Genomic DNA, 16634 nt, shown 5'->3' with positions numbered 1-16634 from the left:
CGAGCTAATCCGCGTTAAGTCGGCAGATGTTTTCTGGATAAAAAATGTGCTTCTTGTCATATTTTAGCATATCCAGGTGCGCAATTCATGGGAAAAAAGTGGCAAAAACCTCTCCGCAAATCAACGAAGGGTGATCGTGATCACCTTTCGGATGCGAAGAGGCATTTTTTTCAACGGAGTGATCCTTTATTTTTTGGAGGCATATTTCCGCATATCGAACGCTACGGCTGCTACAATGATGGCGCCCTTGATAATAAGCTGCCAGTAGGGTCCCACACCGATGAATGTCAAGCCGTAGTTAATGACTGTAAAGATCAGCACCCCCGCCATCACGCCAGGGACCGTGCCAATCCCGCCAGTGGTCGATACTCCGCCTACGACGCAGGCTGCAATTGCATCCAGCTCGTACATGTTCCCGTAGTTGTTGGTTGCGCCGCCGGTTCTGGCTGCTTCCAATACCCCTGCAAGGCCATAGAGCGCGCCGGCAATCGAATAGATGATGATCAGATATTTAGTCACATTGATCCCAGATACCCGCGCCGCTTGCTCGTTGCCGCCAATGGCGTACATATTTTTACCGAGCCGAGTCTTATTGAACAGCACCCATACGATAATACTTACGGCTATAGCGATCAGAACGATGAAGGGAATCTTAAAATCGCCGCTCCCGATGCTCCCCGATCCAATCCTTGTAAAGTCATCGCGCAGACCGCCGATCGGTTGGGACTGATTCGGATCCGTATCGAAATACAGGGAGTTAATTCCGTATATGGCTACCATCGTGCCGAGCGTCGCGATAAATGGCGGAACCTTGAGCTTGGAGACGATAATTCCATTGATCATGCCGAAGATCAGACCGACAACGATGGCAATCAAAATCGGAACAAGCAGCGGAAGATGCTGGAGATCCGGGAAGAATCGCCGCGGATAGTCCTCTACCTGAAGCATGGAAGCCGAAATGACGGCTGTGAGTCCCACCATCCGGCCTGCAGACAGGTCGGTGCCGCCGGTAATGAGAATGAAAGCCACGCCAAGCGCAATAATGACACGGGTTGAAGATTGAACCAAAATATCGCGGAACGTGTTGATGCCGATAAAGTTAGGATTATAAATGGCAATTCCGATAACCAGCACAGCAAGCACGATATAAATGGCGTTTTGAGACACAAACCCTTGTATTTTTCTAATATTTATATTCAAGATTTTATCCTCCTTCTCATTCCGTTAATGCTGGGCAGCCAAGCGCATCACTTCTTCTTCCGTAGCCTGGGCTCCGTCAAGGATTCCTGTGAGCCGGCCTTCGGACATGACCATCACTCGATCAGACATGCCCAGCAGTTCCGGCATTTCGGATGAAATCATGATAATGCTCTTGCCTTGCTTCGCCAGATCCGCAATGAGCGTATAAATCTCATACTTTGCGCCGACGTCAATCCCTCTTGTCGGTTCATCCAATAGCAGGATGTCAGGATCGGTAAGCAGCCAGCGGGCGAGCAGCACCTTCTGTTGATTGCCTCCGGAGAGATTCATTATGAGCGTCTTCGGTGTCGGCGTCTTTGTGCGCAGCTTTTCCACCATCTTGTTGACTTCTTCTTTCTTTCGCTTTTCATTAAGCAAAAAATAAGGGGTCACATAACGCTTCATATTAGCGATCGCCCCATTCTCGTGCACGGACAGCACAGGGAATATCCCAGTTGTGCGCCGCTCCTCGGTAAGCAAGGCCAAGCCATACTTCTTGGCGTCCTCAGGACTTGTAATCCTGACCTCCTTACCGTTAATCGAGACACTTCCCGACGAAATTGCCCGCAGTCCGAACAGCGCTTCGACCAGCTCGGTCCGCTGTGCGCCTACCAGGCCGCCGATCCCGAGAATTTCGCCTTTGCGGAGCTCGAAGCTAATATCCTTGAACGATTTCGGCTCCGGCGAGGTCAAGCCCTCAACCTTCAGGATGACGCCGTTAGGAACGTTAAACCGGTCCGGGAAGCGCTGCGTCAAATCGCGGCCGACCATTTTCGAGATAATCAGATCAGTCGTCAACTCGCTTGCCGGCCAGGTGACGATCTTTTTCCCATCCCGCATAATCGTGACGTCATCAGAGATTCTGAGAATCTCCTCCATCTTGTGTGAAATATAAATGATAGACACGCCGCGCTTCTTCAAATCATTGATGATTCGGAACAAGTGCTCTACTTCGACTCCTGTCAGGGAGGAAGTAGGTTCGTCCATCACGATAATTTGCGAATTAAAGGAAACCGCTTTGGCAATTTCGATAGACTGTATTTTGGAGACCGACAGTTTTCCGACGAGCGTATCCGGACTCAAATCAATATCCAATTGCTTGAACAGATCTTCCGTGTCCTTGTACATCTTCTTGTGGTTGACGAATTTAATCGGTCCCCAGCCCATCATCGGAAACCGCCCGAGCCAGATGTTCTCCATCACATTCCGGAAAGGCACCGGGTGGAGCTCCTGGTGAATCATCGATACCCGATGCCTTAACGCATCGCTGGAATTATTAATCTCAACCTTCTCGCCGTTAATTTTTATTTCGCCATCATCCTGCTTATAAATCCCGAACAAGCATTTCATCAAAGTGGATTTCCCGGCTCCATTTTCCCCCATCAGAGCATGAACGGTCCCCGGTCTGACTTGCAAGGTCACGCCGTCAAGCGCTTTGACACCGGGAAACTCCTTTGATATTCCGATCATTTCCAATGCATATTGCTGTTCTGACACTTGTTTCGCCCCCTAGCAAGGTTAATCGTACAGAGGCACAGTCCTGCTTCTCCTCCAGACTCCATTCCAAAAAATAAAGGAGGTCCGAACCGTCCGGTACGAACCTCCCATTGCTCAGCTGATTATGAGAAGTCCTGCTGCAGGTGCAGCGGCTTATTTGAAATCGGCTGCATTTTCTTTCGTCACTTTTTGATAAGGAATCCATACGTACTGGTTATCCGTAACTTCAAAGCCTACGCTGTCCTTATTCACTTCACTGCCCTTAGCGAGCAGGGAGGCCAGCACTACAGCCGCCTTGCCCTGGTTCTCGGCATCGTTCAGCACCGTGCCCAGCATGGTTCCTTGCTCCAGAGCCTGCAGTGCCGGCGCAGTTGCATCTACACCGACAACCGGCATGAATTTATCGCCTGTGAAATATCCCGCCGCTTTCAACGCTTCAATGGCACCGAGCGCCATGTCGTCGTTATTGGCGAATACAGCTTCAATCTTGTCGCCGTTGGCCGCGAGGAAAGCAGCCATCTTCTCTTGCCCCTTCACGCGGTCCCACATCGCTGTATCTTCCGCTACCTTCTCTACCTTGATCCCGGCATCCTCAACCGCCTGAATCGAGTATTGGGTGCGAAGCTCTGCATCCTGATGCCCTGGCTCGCCCTTCAGCATGACATATTGCAGTACGCCGTCCCCGTTCTTGTCGGCCGAAGGATTGGCATTCCAGTAATCCACAATGATTTGACCGGACAGAGTGCCTGACTCTTCCGCTCTGGCGCCCACATAATATACCTTATCCCATTTCTTCATATCTTCCGGCAGCGGCTCGCGGTTCAGGAAGACCACCGGCGTATCCTTCGCTTTGGCTTTATCGATAATGACGCCGGCCGCTGTACGGTCAACCGGGTTAACAATCAAGGCATTCGTCTTCTTCGTAAGGAACAGGTCAATCTTATCGTTCTGCGTCGGCTGCGAGTTCTGGCTGTCTACAATATCCACCTTGGCAATGCCGCTTGCATTTTTCTCAATCGCGTTGCGGACACCGGTCATAAAGGTATCGTCAAATTTGTAGATCGCTACGCCGATATTGGTCTCGCCGTTTCCTCCGCTGGACTTGTCTCCGCTCCCGGAGCATCCTGTCAGGGTGGCGCCCAGCAGTGCCGCCGCTAGGAGTGCAGTTCCGATTTTTTTCATGTTTTGACCTCCTGAATATTTTCTCTTTCAATTTGGATACGCTTTCATTATGCAGGCTTTTCTGGCTGCTGCGAATCAAATATCCTGAGATGTTTTATGAAAATTCTACTGTGATCAATTATTTGACAAAGGGGAATAACAGCTTCTGATGCTCCGGCCACAGCATATTATCCAGATCGATCAGCTTGGTATCCGTGGGGATTTTGTCTTCCAACCGTTCTCCGCGGGCCGCCTTGACTGCCGCCGCTACCGCCATGTAGCCGTTATTGAACGGATTCTGAACCACCATGGCCTGAACCGTCTCCTCCTGAAGCAGCTCCAGCATTTCCGGAGGATTGTCGAAAGCAATCATCTTGAAGCGGGAACCGAGTCCTGCTTCCTCTACAGCTCTTCCCGCACCGATCGAGGATTCAGCACTAAGCGATACGAGCCCGGTCAAGCCGGGATGCTGCTTAATCATTTCACGGGTTAGCCGGTACGCCAGCTCTTCATCGGAGCCGCAATACAGCACCTCCACAATCCGAACGCCCGGAAATCGGGCCGCATAGTCCATAAAGCCTTCCTCCCGCTGATCTGCATTCCGCGCACCCTGTACGAAATTCACGATACCGATGTCTCCCTGGCCGCCAGTCAGCTCCATAAGCCGCTCGGCTGCCTTTTGACCGGCCTCGTAATTGTTGGTGCCGACATAGGTCTTTACCTTCGTGGAGGCCACCTCGGAGTCCATGGAAATGACCGGGATATCGTAATAGGAGGTTCGATCCGTCACTTGGCCAAGAGCCTCATAATCGCTTGCGGCCAAAATAATCGCATCCGGCCGGCGGGCAATGGAGTCCTCCATCAGCTGAATTTGTCCTTGAACATCATTTTCATTCTCCGGAGCAAGCACATTCAGGCTGACATTATATTCCTTGGCGGCAACCTCAGCCCCCATCTGAATCGTGCTCCAATAATCGCCCCGGTTCATCTTGACAATCATATCAATCACAATGGCGTCTTCATCGTTGGGCAGATCTCCGGCTCCCGTACAGGCCGCAGTTATAATCAATAGCGTGATAGCGAATCCCGTCTTGAATAAGTGCAATAACTGCTTCATTCTATATGCCCCCTTCGCGGGAATTAGAGTCTTGGACGGTCAGCGGCAAGGTAATCGTCACCGTCGTGCCCTCCTCCGGCTCGCTCTCGTAATGCAATCCATAAGGCTTGCCGTAGTAGAGCACAATTCGCTCCTGCACATTGTTGACGCCCACGCCGGAGCCGCCTTCACTATGAAGCTTGCCGGCCTTCAGTCGGGCAAGCCTCTCCTTGTCCATGCCTACTCCATTATCGGAAATCATGATGTTCAGAAGCTCCCCTTCCCTGAACGCACGAATACGGATCAAGCCCGGCTCAGGCGACGGCTCGATTCCGTGATGAATCGCATTTTCCACAATCGGCTGGAGGATCAGCTTCAAGGTCAATGCGTCCAGAATGTCCTCCTCCGCCTCAATTTCATAACGGAATTTATTCTTGAACCGGATATTTTGAATAATCAAATAATGCCGGACATGCTCCAGCTCGTCCCGAAGCGGAATAATATGATCTCCTTTACTAAGGCTGATCCTAAAGAAGCGCGACAAGGAGGTAATCGTCGTTACCACCTCTTCGTTCCGTCCGAGCTCCGCCATTCGGGTAACTGAATTGAGCGTGTTATAAAGAAAATGCGGATTAATCTGCGATTGCAGCACATCAAGCTCGCTTTTCCGCTTCGCTTCCTGCTCGTTAATAATCTGATCCATCAGTTCCCTGATCCGGCGCAGCATCAGATTGAAGCGCTTGGACAGCTGCTCTACCTCATAAGCCCCGCTGACATACACATTAGTTCCGAAATCGCCCCGCTCCACCATCTGCACCGACCGTTCCAGGCGCTGAATCGGCTGGGATATTTTCGCGGACACATAAATATTGACGGCCATAATGATAATAATCGCAACCAAAAGAAACCCGTATAGAAATTGGCTCAATTCCTGGCGGGTCGTCAAGAACTCATCCGCATAGGCAACCCCGACAATCTTCCACCCTGCCGGCCTTACCGTCTGTATCGTAATCAGGCGCTTCTCGCCATCCAGATTGTCCATATAACTACCGTAGGAATAGTTAAGCACCGGCTCTAGATTTTCATATTTCAGCCCGGCATAGATCAACTGCTGCTGCGGGTGATAGACGATATTGCCTACGTTATCGATGATATAGACGTAACCCTTCTTGCCCAGGCTTACCCGCTGGCTCAGTTCATCAATGGTCCGGAAATTGAAGTCCATGACCAGAACGCCTTGCTTCTCTTGCGCCCCATCATTATAATGAACCAGCTTACTCATCGACACGACCCAGCGGTAATCCGATTTGAACAAGTTCTGAATATGCGGAGGTGAAAATTGCAGGCTACTCGGGTATTGCAGGGCGGATTCGAACCAGGTCTGCTCGGTCAGCCTGGTATTTTTGCGCATCCCATTCGAAGGCAGATTTCGCACGAGCTCCCCCTCCTCTGTGAAGAGAGCCATTGTTACCAGATCCTCCCGGGTGCTCAGAATGGTCTCCAACTGATCTCCCAGTCTGACATCGCTATGGAGATCCGGAGATTGCTGAATCCGCTTCTCTGCCACCGTGAACACATCCTGCATCCCGCCGACATACAGCTCCAGATTGGCATTCACCTGCTCGATGATCTGCCCCAGGTTCATGTAGGCGTTCTCTTCCGCCGTTCGCGCGGAACGCTCCACAAGCAGCACACTAACCAGAACTACGGCGACAATGGTCACAGTCACGGAAGACATCGAAATCAGCGACTGAATTTTGCGGAAATGGAAATTCCGAATCGCTTTGCCGATATAACGAAGCCAGCTCATAGCGGTTGGACTCCATTCCGGAATTCTTTAGGCGAGATCCCGAATTTCTTGCGGAAGCAAAAGCTGAAATAATTCGGATCGGCGAACCCGACACGCTCTGCTATTTCAAAGGACTTCATGTCCGTGGTCAGAAGCAAGTGCTTCGCAGCCTCCATCCTTAAGCCCATCAAATAACTCACAAAGGTCGTCTTCGTCTCCTTTTTAAAAATATTGCTGAAATATCCGGTGCTGATGTGGAACTGCTTGCATACCTTGCCGATGGAAAGCTCGCAGTCCTGATAATGCTCATTCATGAACTGCTTCGCTTCTTCTACCAGCTTCTGGTAGCCGGTCTGCCGCTCACTCGCAATGGATCGCTTCAAGGTGAAGCAGATCCCCGTAAACCAGCCCTTGGCTTCAGCCGAATAATTCAGCCGGGAGAACTGCCCCAGGAAAGCGCCCGTTTCTCCAAACAGCGCATCCAGATTTTCATGCATTTCCTGCGCGGCCTTAACCACAGCGGTCAGCATCAGAAGCAGGTATGCCTGCAAATCCTGATCTGTAGTGCGGCTATCCAGCAATCCGTTAAACAACTCATCCAGCAATTGCTCAAGCTCCTCATCGCTTCCGAGCTTCAGGCAACGGATGAGTTCTCGTTCCTTCTCTTTATCAAATATGAAGGGCACAACCTGCCTCATCTCCACATCATCAATCCAGATGACCTTGTTGTTGCCTAATATAAGCTGGTAATCCAGTGCCCGCATCGCATCCTGATACGAGGAATTGAGCTCGCTAAGCTCATTAACTGCCGAACCGGCTCCGATGGTCAGAGTCAGCTTCAAATAGCGTTCAGCCGTATAGCGGATCTCTTCAAGCAGCTTCAGTGTCCTGCTCGTCATTTCTTCGTGATCACGGCTGTCGAATACAGCCAGAACAATGACCGCGTTGAGATGAATGAATACAAGAGACCTGGAGCAGCGGCTTACCAGCTCTTCAGCGACATTCAACACGGCAAACAGCTGGAGCTCGGGGTCCTTCTCCTGAATTTCGTCTCGATGAATGACAGCAACCATATATCCTTCGCCCTGCAGGTCAAGATCATATTGGCTGCATTTTTCGAGGATTTCTTCCCTGCCCAGCACATGGCTGACAAGGCTGTTCAGGAACAGACTGCGAAGGACCGGAAGGTTTCGGAAATAATGCTCCTTGAGTTGCTGAATATCCTCCTTCGCCTGGCGTTGTTGATCCAGCCTGACCTTCACTTTATCGAGCACGGCACACAATTCTCCGGCAGAGAAGGGCTTGAGCAGATAGTCGTCAATGCCAAGCGAAACCGCTCTCTGAGCATATTCGAATTCCTCAAATCCGGTCAGAATAACGATTTTCGTGTCCGGATACACAGAACGGATCCATTCCGACAGCTGAAGACCGTTCATGAAGGGCATCTGAATATCCGTCACCACAATGTCAGGCAAATATTTCTCGACCAGCTCCATGGCTTCTCTTCCATTTTCAGCCGTATCTACCACCTCGCAGCCGATACTCTGCCAATCTATCAAATGCAGCAATCCTTCTCTTACATCGACTTCGTCATCCACCAGCAGCAGCTTGTACATCCGAATCAACCTTCTTCATCTAGGATTCTCACTCATTTCCAACAACCGATTCTACCCGATACTTGCATTTTTGTAAACGGTTTCTAAACGTTGCTGCTGCATCCGATCCACGACCTTGGTCCAGTTTCATTTTCCGTCCCTGGTCTATTTAAGTATTCCAAGTATTTCGATACCATGTTAATATCAAATGGAACAGACCATTTGGGAATTGTTAACCAATTATAATGTGGGTGTGGAATAAATATGAACAATGTACAAACCAAACAAATTTATGTCTTGCTCAGCAATCCCAATACCGTCGTCGCTAAAATGATCGGCTTTTACACCAGAGCCCCTTATAATCATGCATCCATTGCGTTCGATTCGGAGCTTAAAGAAATGTACAGCTTCGGCCGCAAGCATCCGATGCTTCCGATCCTGGGCGGCTTTGTTAAGGAAAACATTCATTCCCGCGTCTTCGACAAGGCTTCTTGTGCGATATACAGCTGTACGGTCAGTGAATCTGTATACCATCAAATGAGAGACTACGTCCGTCAATTTGAGGAGAATAAGGACTTGTACAGCTATAATTTCCTTGGCATTCTTGGCGTCGTGCTTAACATGGAGCTCGGAGGAAAAAATTCCTTCTTCTGCTCCCAGTTTGTGAGCAGCGTGTTTCTGAATTCAGGCATGCAGCTGTTGGACAAATCCGCTTGTTTGACGACGCCTGACGACTTGTCTACCTGCTCCTGCCTGAAGCTTCATTTCCGGGGGTCGCTGAACCACTACCGGGATAAATATTGCCATTCCAAGGCCGGATACGCGTTGCAGGAAAGAACCTTATTCCCGGCTAAAGCCAATTAATCACCGCAGAAATGATAAAAGGATCATCCGTCGGAAGCAAAGCTCCGCAGATGATCCTTTTTTTAGGAAATTTGAAATTATCCTTGTACTATTTTGCTCAAATGATAACCAGCACTCACAAAACCGCAGCGTTCATAAAAAGGCTTGCTGGAGAAGCTGCTCTCCCGGGCAATCGAAACATGCAGCTGTGAGCTATGGCGCACAGCGCCCCAGCGTTCGGCCTCATCCAGCAGACGTCGCCCTATCCCCTGTCCCCGATGTTGATCATCGACGATCAGAGCTGTAATAAAAGTTACAGGTTTACTCATATCATGCGTCTGATGCTGCTTAAGAAATACCGTACCTACCACCTTGCCATCCAATTCGGCAACCAGACAGGACATTTGCTCATGATTTTCCAGCATGGCAAGCCGCTCCTTCAATACATTGACCGTTGTCGGATAACGCAACTGCCGCATCAATGGAATCATGTACTGCACATCTGCGCAGGAACTTCTTCGAATCACCAGGACAGGACTGCAAACCTGACTACTCAATGGGACCACTCCACCTTTTGATATACTTGCCGCAGTTCTCCAAAAGCTGCGGACTAGGGTAACAACCTATGGTTGTTACTATCAGTTGATCGATGATTCTACTCTGTAGGCAACGTGTGAAGTGTGCTTACGATCGCTGTTGTTCACGGATTTCTCTAACTGAACTAAGCCATTAAATAGTAGAAATCCGCTCACAAAGGCGAACGCTTACGCTTTATGCTTCCGAAGTAGCTTTCTTACAGAAAGCTTTTAACACTTCACACTTTTGCCTTTTCTACGTAGCTTCTTTCGTGTAACTGATACAGAACCAAAAATAGCTTTACTCCTATTCTCCTGCTAGAGGAGCCGAAATGCAAGTACATAATTGCGAAATTCGCTAATATTCGACAAGTTACCACAAATTATTTAAAACTTTGTCTAAATCCGAGTTCAAAAAGTCAGCTTTCAGCACCGAGAAGGTTGCGAGAACCCGAAGAAGGAGGAACGGAGTGTAGGCAGAACCTACATGAGTAAAATGCTTCCAAAGGAAGCATACCTCGTAAGCATCCGCTTGGACTTCCAGGGTGAACGCAAGATTCGATGTCGAATCAACCCCTTGGAACACTTCGTAATCAAAAGATGACTTTTTGAACAACCTCTTCGAAGGATTCGACCTGTTTCAGCCTCTGCAAAAAGTCTCTCGTCTCTGCTTCATCCCCGCTCAGCGTCTGAATTCCGGTCATCCATTCGTTCCATTGGAGCTCGATGGATGCCGTCGCCTCGCGCAGTCTCCGGGAATAGCCTTGGGCATAATACTCAATAAGCCTTTGGCCGGCTTCCTCTACGGCGTCCTGAAGCACAGCAGCAAGCGGCTGTTCCAATGCCTGTTTTAGCTCGCGTCTCCCACCCCCTTCGAAAAATAGTTTCGGGCTCTTAAAGAAGCTGTCATAGTCTGCCGCCGCCAAGCTGTGTTCAAGTCTTCTCTTCATAAGAGAAGGGGTGTCCCAGGGACTCCTGTGCTCGGTGATAAATACAGGAGCATCTTCAAGCTCAAGGATGAGCTCGTCTAGCCCGCCGCGAATGTGGCTCGACATCATGCTTTCGCATTTCTTTTCCAATCGCAGCGAGGTGGCCTGGAGCTCCCTTTCAAGTTCTATAGAGAGCTGGCTCAACCAACCGTGAAAGGAAGCGCCGAATCTGGCTCGCCTTGAACCCGCTTCCTCAGACAGCAAAGAGGGATGGAAAAATTCCTGGAACAACTCCCCTGCGTACAGCTTCAGTCGGTTCCTAGCATGGAAAAGTAATTCCTCCGCCTCCTGCCTGAGTTCAGGAAGTCGAACCTCGCCCGTAAGCCTGGCTGTAAAAGCCAGCACCGCCTTCGTGTCCTCTTGCAATCTCGCAAGCTTCTCTTCGCGCTGCTCCCGGCTGTGTTCCAGTGCCTGCTGCCATTCTTTAGCCTGCGCAAGAACAGTTTGCAGCTCTTGCGATGCCGATTCCAGTGCCAGATGGGTAAGCTGACGGTTGATAAATGCATAGAAGTCCTGCTCAAATGCTGCCAATCCCGAAGCGTCCAGCAGGGAGAAATCCCCTCGCTCTTTGGCCTGACGGGCAAGCTTGCTGGAGAGGGCGAAAACCTGCGGTTCCGTAATACCAGCCCGGATTAAGCCTTCTTTAACATAGCCGGTTACTTCAGCAAGCTCCTCGCTGGATGAAGCAAGATCCGCCGCATTGACGATAAAGAACATTTTGTCCAATGCGAAGCTGCCTTTTACTCTGCCAAGATGGGTTAGAAACTGCCGGTCCACTCTGGAAAAGGCATGATTATAATACGTCACGTAGAGCAGCGCATCGCTTTGCTTCATATACTCAAAGGTGACTCCGGTGTGCCGCGCATGAATGGAGTCGGCCCCCGGTGTATCGACGATGGTCAGCCCCTGTTCCGTCAATGGACAGCTATAGTAGAGATCCATCCACTCTACAAAGCAGGCTTTGCCCTCCTGAGCTGCGTAAGCGGCAAACTCCTCGATATCCGTTAACTGCTGTGTCCCCAATTTCCTCTCATGAGCTTCCCATTGAGACGCCGCGGCTTTCAGGAAGCTGTAATGGGTTCTGCCCGGTGCAGGAATCTCGTCCGGCTTAAGCCGAGCCACTTCCTCTCTCCAGCGATTCGCTTTCCACCTGCCAAGCTGAAGCGCCTCATAGGAATGGGCGAGATCGGCCTGCATCGCCTCCGCCGACTTGAAGGCGATGCAGGCCTCCTTGTGCGCCCGTCCGGCTGGGGGCGCAACAATGCGCGTAATCGCCGCCGTTGTCGGATGCGGCGATACGGGCAGGACGAGTTCGCCGAGCAAGGCGTTGGCGAACGAGGATTTGCCTGCGCTGAAGGCACCGAACAGCGCAATGGTGTAGCGGCCCTCGCGCAGCTGGGCCGCCCGGGCGCGAAGCTCCCGCACACCCGAGCCGAAGGCCGGGTAGGGGGCGAGCGCCTCCGCCGCCGCAGCCAGCTGTGCTGCTGCGGCGTGCAGCCGTTGCCGGCCCACCGCGTCGGTGGCCGGCAGGGCCGTGCCCGCGCCAGCCGCGCGAGGCTGCGGCGCGGGCGTCGGCGCCTGCGGCTGCCGCTGCGCCGCTGGGCGCGGCAGCGCGGCGGGGACGCCCCTTCCTTCCCCTGCCTCTGCCTTTGGCAGAAGGCCTGCGGGGAGGGGCGTCCAGGCACCGAGCAGCGCATCCAGCTGCTCGGCCGTTTCACTTGCGGCTGCGCTCTGCGCCTGCAGCCGCTCGGCCGCCCGCACACGCTCAGCCAGCTCCGCGTGCCGCGCGGCCAAACCGGCTTGCTCCGCCGCAAGGCGTGGAGCAAGCTCCGCCAGCAGCCCCTCCGCAAGCGCGAGGGCTGCCCGGCGATAGCGGCCTCGAATCTCGGCCGCCACCGCCGAAGTATAATGAAGCGTATATTCGCCGGAGATCACAGCCCCGCTCCTGGCCTGATTTTCAATCCAGGCTGCCTCCATTTGCGGCATCTCTTCTTCCAGCCGAGCTTCCCGTTCCGCATCCCAAAGCTCCGAGGCTTTCCCCAGCTTGCGGATCATATCGCGCACATGCCAATCGATCTGCGCTTTTACCTGCTCATCCAATCTCTCGAGGAACTCCTGTTGCCTTCGTTGCCGCTCCTGAATGCTCTTATTTTTGAACAAGCGAAATCCCGGTTTGGCCTCAGCCTCACGGCTTTCCAGATACTTCTCTGCCGTCTCCCGCAAATCCGCGGTCATAAGATAGGCATTCTCAAGCAATTGATCCAGCTTTATTGTCCATTCTCGGCGAAGCGCGGCTTCCGGTGGTTCCTCCTGTCTAGAGGACATACGAAGCTCCAGCTCCTGGAGCTCCTGGCGAAGCTGATCAACGGTCACTGCTTCGTCACCCGCCAATGCCTCAAGCTCTTGGCGTCTCTCTCCTGCCGCTTCCTCGGTTCTTTTCTTGAACTGCCGTGCTTCATGATGCAGAGAGCAAGCAATACTGAATTCCAGCAGCGCCGCCTTCCGATCCAACAGTTCTATCACGACCCGCTTCAGCTCGGGCAGCTGATTCCGTTGATGCTCCGGCTCCTTTAAAGAGGTAGTGAAGATGGCGGCCGGAGCAATTCCCCAGACCGAGAAAGCATGCTCAACCGATTTCATGTACTGCTCAAAGGTCTGTTCTTCTTCCTGATGCTTGTCGACCTGGTTAATAATCAGATAGAGCGGCTTCTCCCATTCCGCGATACTGCGCGCGAAGCTCAGGTTGCTGCCGGATTGCACATGGTTATAATCCATGATATAGAATACAATATCCGCAAGATGAAGCGCTGAACTCGTTGCAAGCGCATGTGCCGCCTCACCAGAATCCACGCCCGGCGTATCCAGCAGCACGCCGCCATGACGAAGCAGGGGAATATCTCTCCAGATAGATACCCTTTCGTACTTCGCTCCATCACGGCAATAATCGTTCAATGCTCCGTCAAACGCACTTAGAGACTCCTGCGGGAGCTTCTCCCCTGCCTCATGACCACCGCCGATTGCCGGAGTCAACTGCATTCTCGGCGCACCGTCACGCAGCGCAGCAATATTAGCGGTCGTTGGAAGCGGACCTGAGGGCAACACGGAAGAACCGCAAAGTGCATTAATCAGACTTGATTTTCCTGCTGAAAAATGACCGCAAATCGCTATTGTCAGTTCTCCGGACAACTGTTTTTCAATCAAATCCTTCACTTTGCTTGCCGAATCCGCGGCGCCTTGTTCCAGATACCATGCTTCCAGCCGTGAGAGCTTTCCAGCCAAATCAGATTCAATTGCCGCCGTCATCTTCAAGTCGCTTCGTCCTCTCTGTCCATATCTCCCTTCATTTTATCATGGATATTTATTCGATTTAAGCTTTTACAGTGATATTAATCATTGCCAATTTGAGATAGATAAAAAATGTCTATCGACGTACATTCAAAGAAGAAAGACCGCTTTAGGATAAATAAAGAGCCGACAACCACGAGTTTCAAGCTCGTTGGTTGTCGGCTCTTCTGCGTCTTAGCGTCCGGCTTTCTGATTACAGACCCATTTCAAGCCAACTTGGCCAGAAGTGTTAGGCTGCCACTATGTTTCGTCAATAAGTGTGTTCAAGACTTCTTGCACATTAGGAGAGGCATTTATTTTCCCCTGTACTTTGATGCTTTCTATGGATTCTCTCGCCAAATCAGGTGTAACATCTTCTGAAAATGTCAGTATGCCAGTCATTTTAATGTTTGCCTTTTTGTTGGATGTCTTTAATTCTTCTAGATCCCTACGAGTAATAGTAACAATTCCAAGAGCAGCAGAGCTTGGTTTGCCGATAATATTCTCGTTGAACTCTGCCAAGAGATCATCCAATCCAATGCCGTTTCTTTTCATGCAAAAAACCTCCTAAAATATATTTTTATTTTATACATGCTGCATGTATGTATTTAGCCAAAAGAATTATATTTTTGTAATTCTCTTTTGTTTGTCTCATTTTTTGACTTCAACAACGATACCTTGGTCATTTATTACAACATGAGAAGTCAGGGCTTTATCGAGAACCGGCAACCCCAAAAAATCAACAATATCCTTTGCCAAATTAAATCTTTGCCACGCTTCTGCTTCGTTTTCCTGTGGGTATATTGTCGGCATCATCCAAACATTACAAATCAACAAAAACAGTTCCGCTGTTAATTTCGGATACTTTGCTTTGATTGAACCATCGTTTATACCTTCTTCAATAAGTTCAGCATATTTTGACGCTAAGAAGGTTCGCTGTTTTTCCATATATATCTTAAAAGCTGTCGGGCTGCTATCAATCAATGGAAGGATTTGAAAGTGAAGTACGGCATACTCTTCGCTCTCGTTTAAAATTTGCAAGGTCAGTTTTATTTTTTCTAAACCATTTATGTCAGTGCGGACCTTGATTTTTGCAAAAGGGTCTATATCATTAAATAATTTATCAGTCAGCGCAAAAAAAACTTCTTCCTTTGTTTTGAAATGGTGATAAAAGGCTCCCCGTGTCAGGCCGCCCATTTCATCGACTATATCAAGAATTGTTGTTTGCTCATAGCCCTTTTCGATAAACAGCTTTAATGCAGCGTCAAGGATGATCTGCTCTGTTTCTTCGGGATATTTGTTTCGTGGCAAGTCATTCACCCCATTACATACATTGTGTATGTATACAAATTATCCTACACGGTGTATGTTTGTCAAGAGGGCATTCAAGCCTTTGTAAAATAGAGCGTGCGACTTCGGGCCAAATAAAAAGCGTCCTCCAGCTTGCGGAGAACGCTTTTACTTCATTTCGGCTTAGATGGTCGCAGCTTCGATCTGGTCCTGCTCGGAAGGAATCAGGATTTCGAATACTTTACCATGCTGCAGAATTGTTATTCCCTTATTTTTATCGCGCATTACCACGACCTCAGGCTTCACGGACATCCGCTCCAGATAATGCTTAGGCACCTCTCCGGAATCGCTGATCGTCACGCCCTCCAGCTCTTGCTCATCATTTTCCTTCAGATCGATCTCGATGACCTTCTCGAACATGTCCGAGAACAATTCAAAATTGTCGGTGTAGACGGAAATACATTTCATTTAGAATCTCATCCTCTGCTATCAATATCTTTTTTTGTCACTCTTCTATAGGTTTGCTGACTTGTGACCTTTTCATACGTTTCTTGCCTTCCCTGCACACATCAAGCAGCGGGCAGATCTGACAATTTGGATTCTGGGCCTTACAGTGGTATCTGCCGAAAAAAATAAGACGATGATGTGTAATCGTCCACTCTTCACGAGGTACTCTCTTCATGAGCTTCTGCTCCACCTCAAGCACGGAGTCCTTCCAATTGGCAAGCCCCAGCCGCTTGCTGACCCGTTCCACATGAGTATCCACTGCGATAGCCGGTACGCCGAAGGCATTGGAAACAACGACATTAGCCGTCTTCCGGCCGACGCCCGGCAGCTTGACCAGCTTGTCATGCTCCGAGGGTACGTCTCCGCCGTATTGCTCAATCAAGATCCGGCATAGATTCTGAATATGCTTGGCCTTGCTTCTGAATAATCCAATCCGCCGAATATCCTGCTCCAGCTCCTCCAAGGGTACAGAGATATAATCCTCGGGTGTCCTGTACTTCCGGAACAGATCCGCTGTCACCTTGTTCACCGTCGCATCCGTACATTGTGCTGACAGCAGGACAGCGATCGTGAGTTCAAAAGCATTGCTGTGATTGAGCTCGCAGTGTGCATCCGGGAACATGGCTGCGATGGTAGTTAATATATGCTTTGCTTGTCCGGCATTCACTCCAAAACATTCCCCCCTGCTCATGTAAAAAACCGTCCTGAGCGGGAGCCCCCGCATCAAGA

Annotated in this window: 13 protein-coding genes; 1 reads left to right on the top strand and 12 read right to left on the bottom strand. The window is 50.4% G+C overall.

Translation table 11 applies throughout. From position 1 onward, the window contains the following. Positions 1-186 precede the first annotated feature (186 nt). The 6 genes from mglC to KI362_RS21615 all read right to left on the bottom strand — a co-directional run bounded on the left by mglC (position 187) and on the right by KI362_RS21615 (position 8398). Positions 187-1200 (bottom strand): galactose/methyl galactoside ABC transporter permease MglC, encoded by a 1014-nt coding sequence (gene mglC / locus KI362_RS21640; RefSeq protein WP_044478844.1) that lies wholly within the window; start codon positions 1198-1200, stop codon positions 187-189. Between the two features lie 24 nt (positions 1201-1224). Then, positions 1225-2709 carry a sugar ABC transporter ATP-binding protein gene (locus KI362_RS21635; protein ID WP_374705698.1) on the bottom strand — a complete coding sequence of 495 codons (1485 nt, stop codon included), beginning with the start codon at positions 2707-2709 and terminating at the stop codon, positions 1225-1227. A gap of 180 nt (positions 2710-2889) precedes the next feature. After that, complete coding sequence (locus KI362_RS21630) at positions 2890-3918, bottom strand: galactose ABC transporter substrate-binding protein (protein WP_301630400.1); 1029 nt, start codon at positions 3916-3918, stop codon at positions 2890-2892. Positions 3919-4036: 118 nt separating this feature from the next. Next, complete coding sequence (locus tag KI362_RS21625; RefSeq protein WP_301630398.1) at positions 4037-5014, bottom strand: substrate-binding domain-containing protein; 978 nt, start codon at positions 5012-5014, stop codon at positions 4037-4039. A gap of 1 nt (position 5015) precedes the next feature. Then, complete coding sequence (locus KI362_RS21620; protein ID WP_301630396.1) at positions 5016-6803, bottom strand: sensor histidine kinase; 1788 nt, start codon at positions 6801-6803, stop codon at positions 5016-5018. After that, positions 6800-8398 carry a response regulator gene (locus KI362_RS21615; protein ID WP_301630394.1) on the bottom strand — a complete coding sequence of 533 codons (1599 nt, stop codon included), beginning with the start codon at positions 8396-8398 and terminating at the stop codon, positions 6800-6802. The genes KI362_RS21620 and KI362_RS21615 overlap by 4 nt, the downstream gene beginning before the upstream one ends. A gap of 243 nt (positions 8399-8641) precedes the next feature. On the opposite strand from KI362_RS21615, the gene KI362_RS21610 reads away from it, so the two are divergent. Further along, entirely contained in the window at positions 8642-9241 is a 600-nt protein-coding gene (locus KI362_RS21610; RefSeq protein ID WP_301630392.1) for a hypothetical protein, read from the top strand. Between the two features lie 77 nt (positions 9242-9318). On the opposite strand, the gene KI362_RS21605 is transcribed toward KI362_RS21610, so the two are convergent. The 6 genes from KI362_RS21605 to nth all read right to left on the bottom strand — a co-directional run bounded on the left by KI362_RS21605 (position 9319) and on the right by nth (position 16572). Continuing rightward, positions 9319-9786, bottom strand: a complete 468-nt coding sequence (locus KI362_RS21605) for a GNAT family N-acetyltransferase (protein WP_301630390.1) — start codon at positions 9784-9786, stop codon at positions 9319-9321. 602 nt (positions 9787-10388) lie between these two features. Continuing rightward, a complete protein-coding gene (locus tag KI362_RS21600; protein WP_301630468.1) occupies positions 10389-14087 on the bottom strand; it encodes a dynamin family protein in 3699 nt (1232 codons plus the stop codon). Between the two features lie 282 nt (positions 14088-14369). Beyond that, a complete protein-coding gene (locus tag KI362_RS21595; RefSeq protein WP_301630388.1) occupies positions 14370-14663 on the bottom strand; it encodes a hypothetical protein in 294 nt (97 codons plus the stop codon). A gap of 96 nt (positions 14664-14759) precedes the next feature. After that, on the bottom strand, positions 14760-15419 hold the full coding sequence (locus KI362_RS21590) for a TetR/AcrR family transcriptional regulator (protein ID WP_301630386.1): 660 nt from the start codon (positions 15417-15419) through the stop codon (positions 14760-14762). A gap of 162 nt (positions 15420-15581) precedes the next feature. Beyond that, positions 15582-15866 (bottom strand): hypothetical protein, encoded by a 285-nt coding sequence (locus tag KI362_RS21585; protein WP_044478854.1) that lies wholly within the window; start codon positions 15864-15866, stop codon positions 15582-15584. Between the two features lie 37 nt (positions 15867-15903). Next, positions 15904-16572 (bottom strand): endonuclease III, encoded by a 669-nt coding sequence (gene nth / locus KI362_RS21580; protein ID WP_044478855.1) that lies wholly within the window; start codon positions 16570-16572, stop codon positions 15904-15906. Between the last annotated feature and the right edge of the window lie 62 nt (positions 16573-16634).

Origin of the sequence: Paenibacillus apis (assembly GCF_018333295.1) — a bacterium.
In the GTDB taxonomy this organism is placed as follows: Bacteria; Bacillota; Bacilli; order Paenibacillales; family Paenibacillaceae; genus Fontibacillus; species Fontibacillus antibioticophila.
Note: the sequence above shows the minus strand (reverse complement) of the source record. Positions and strands in the feature narration are given on the sequence as shown.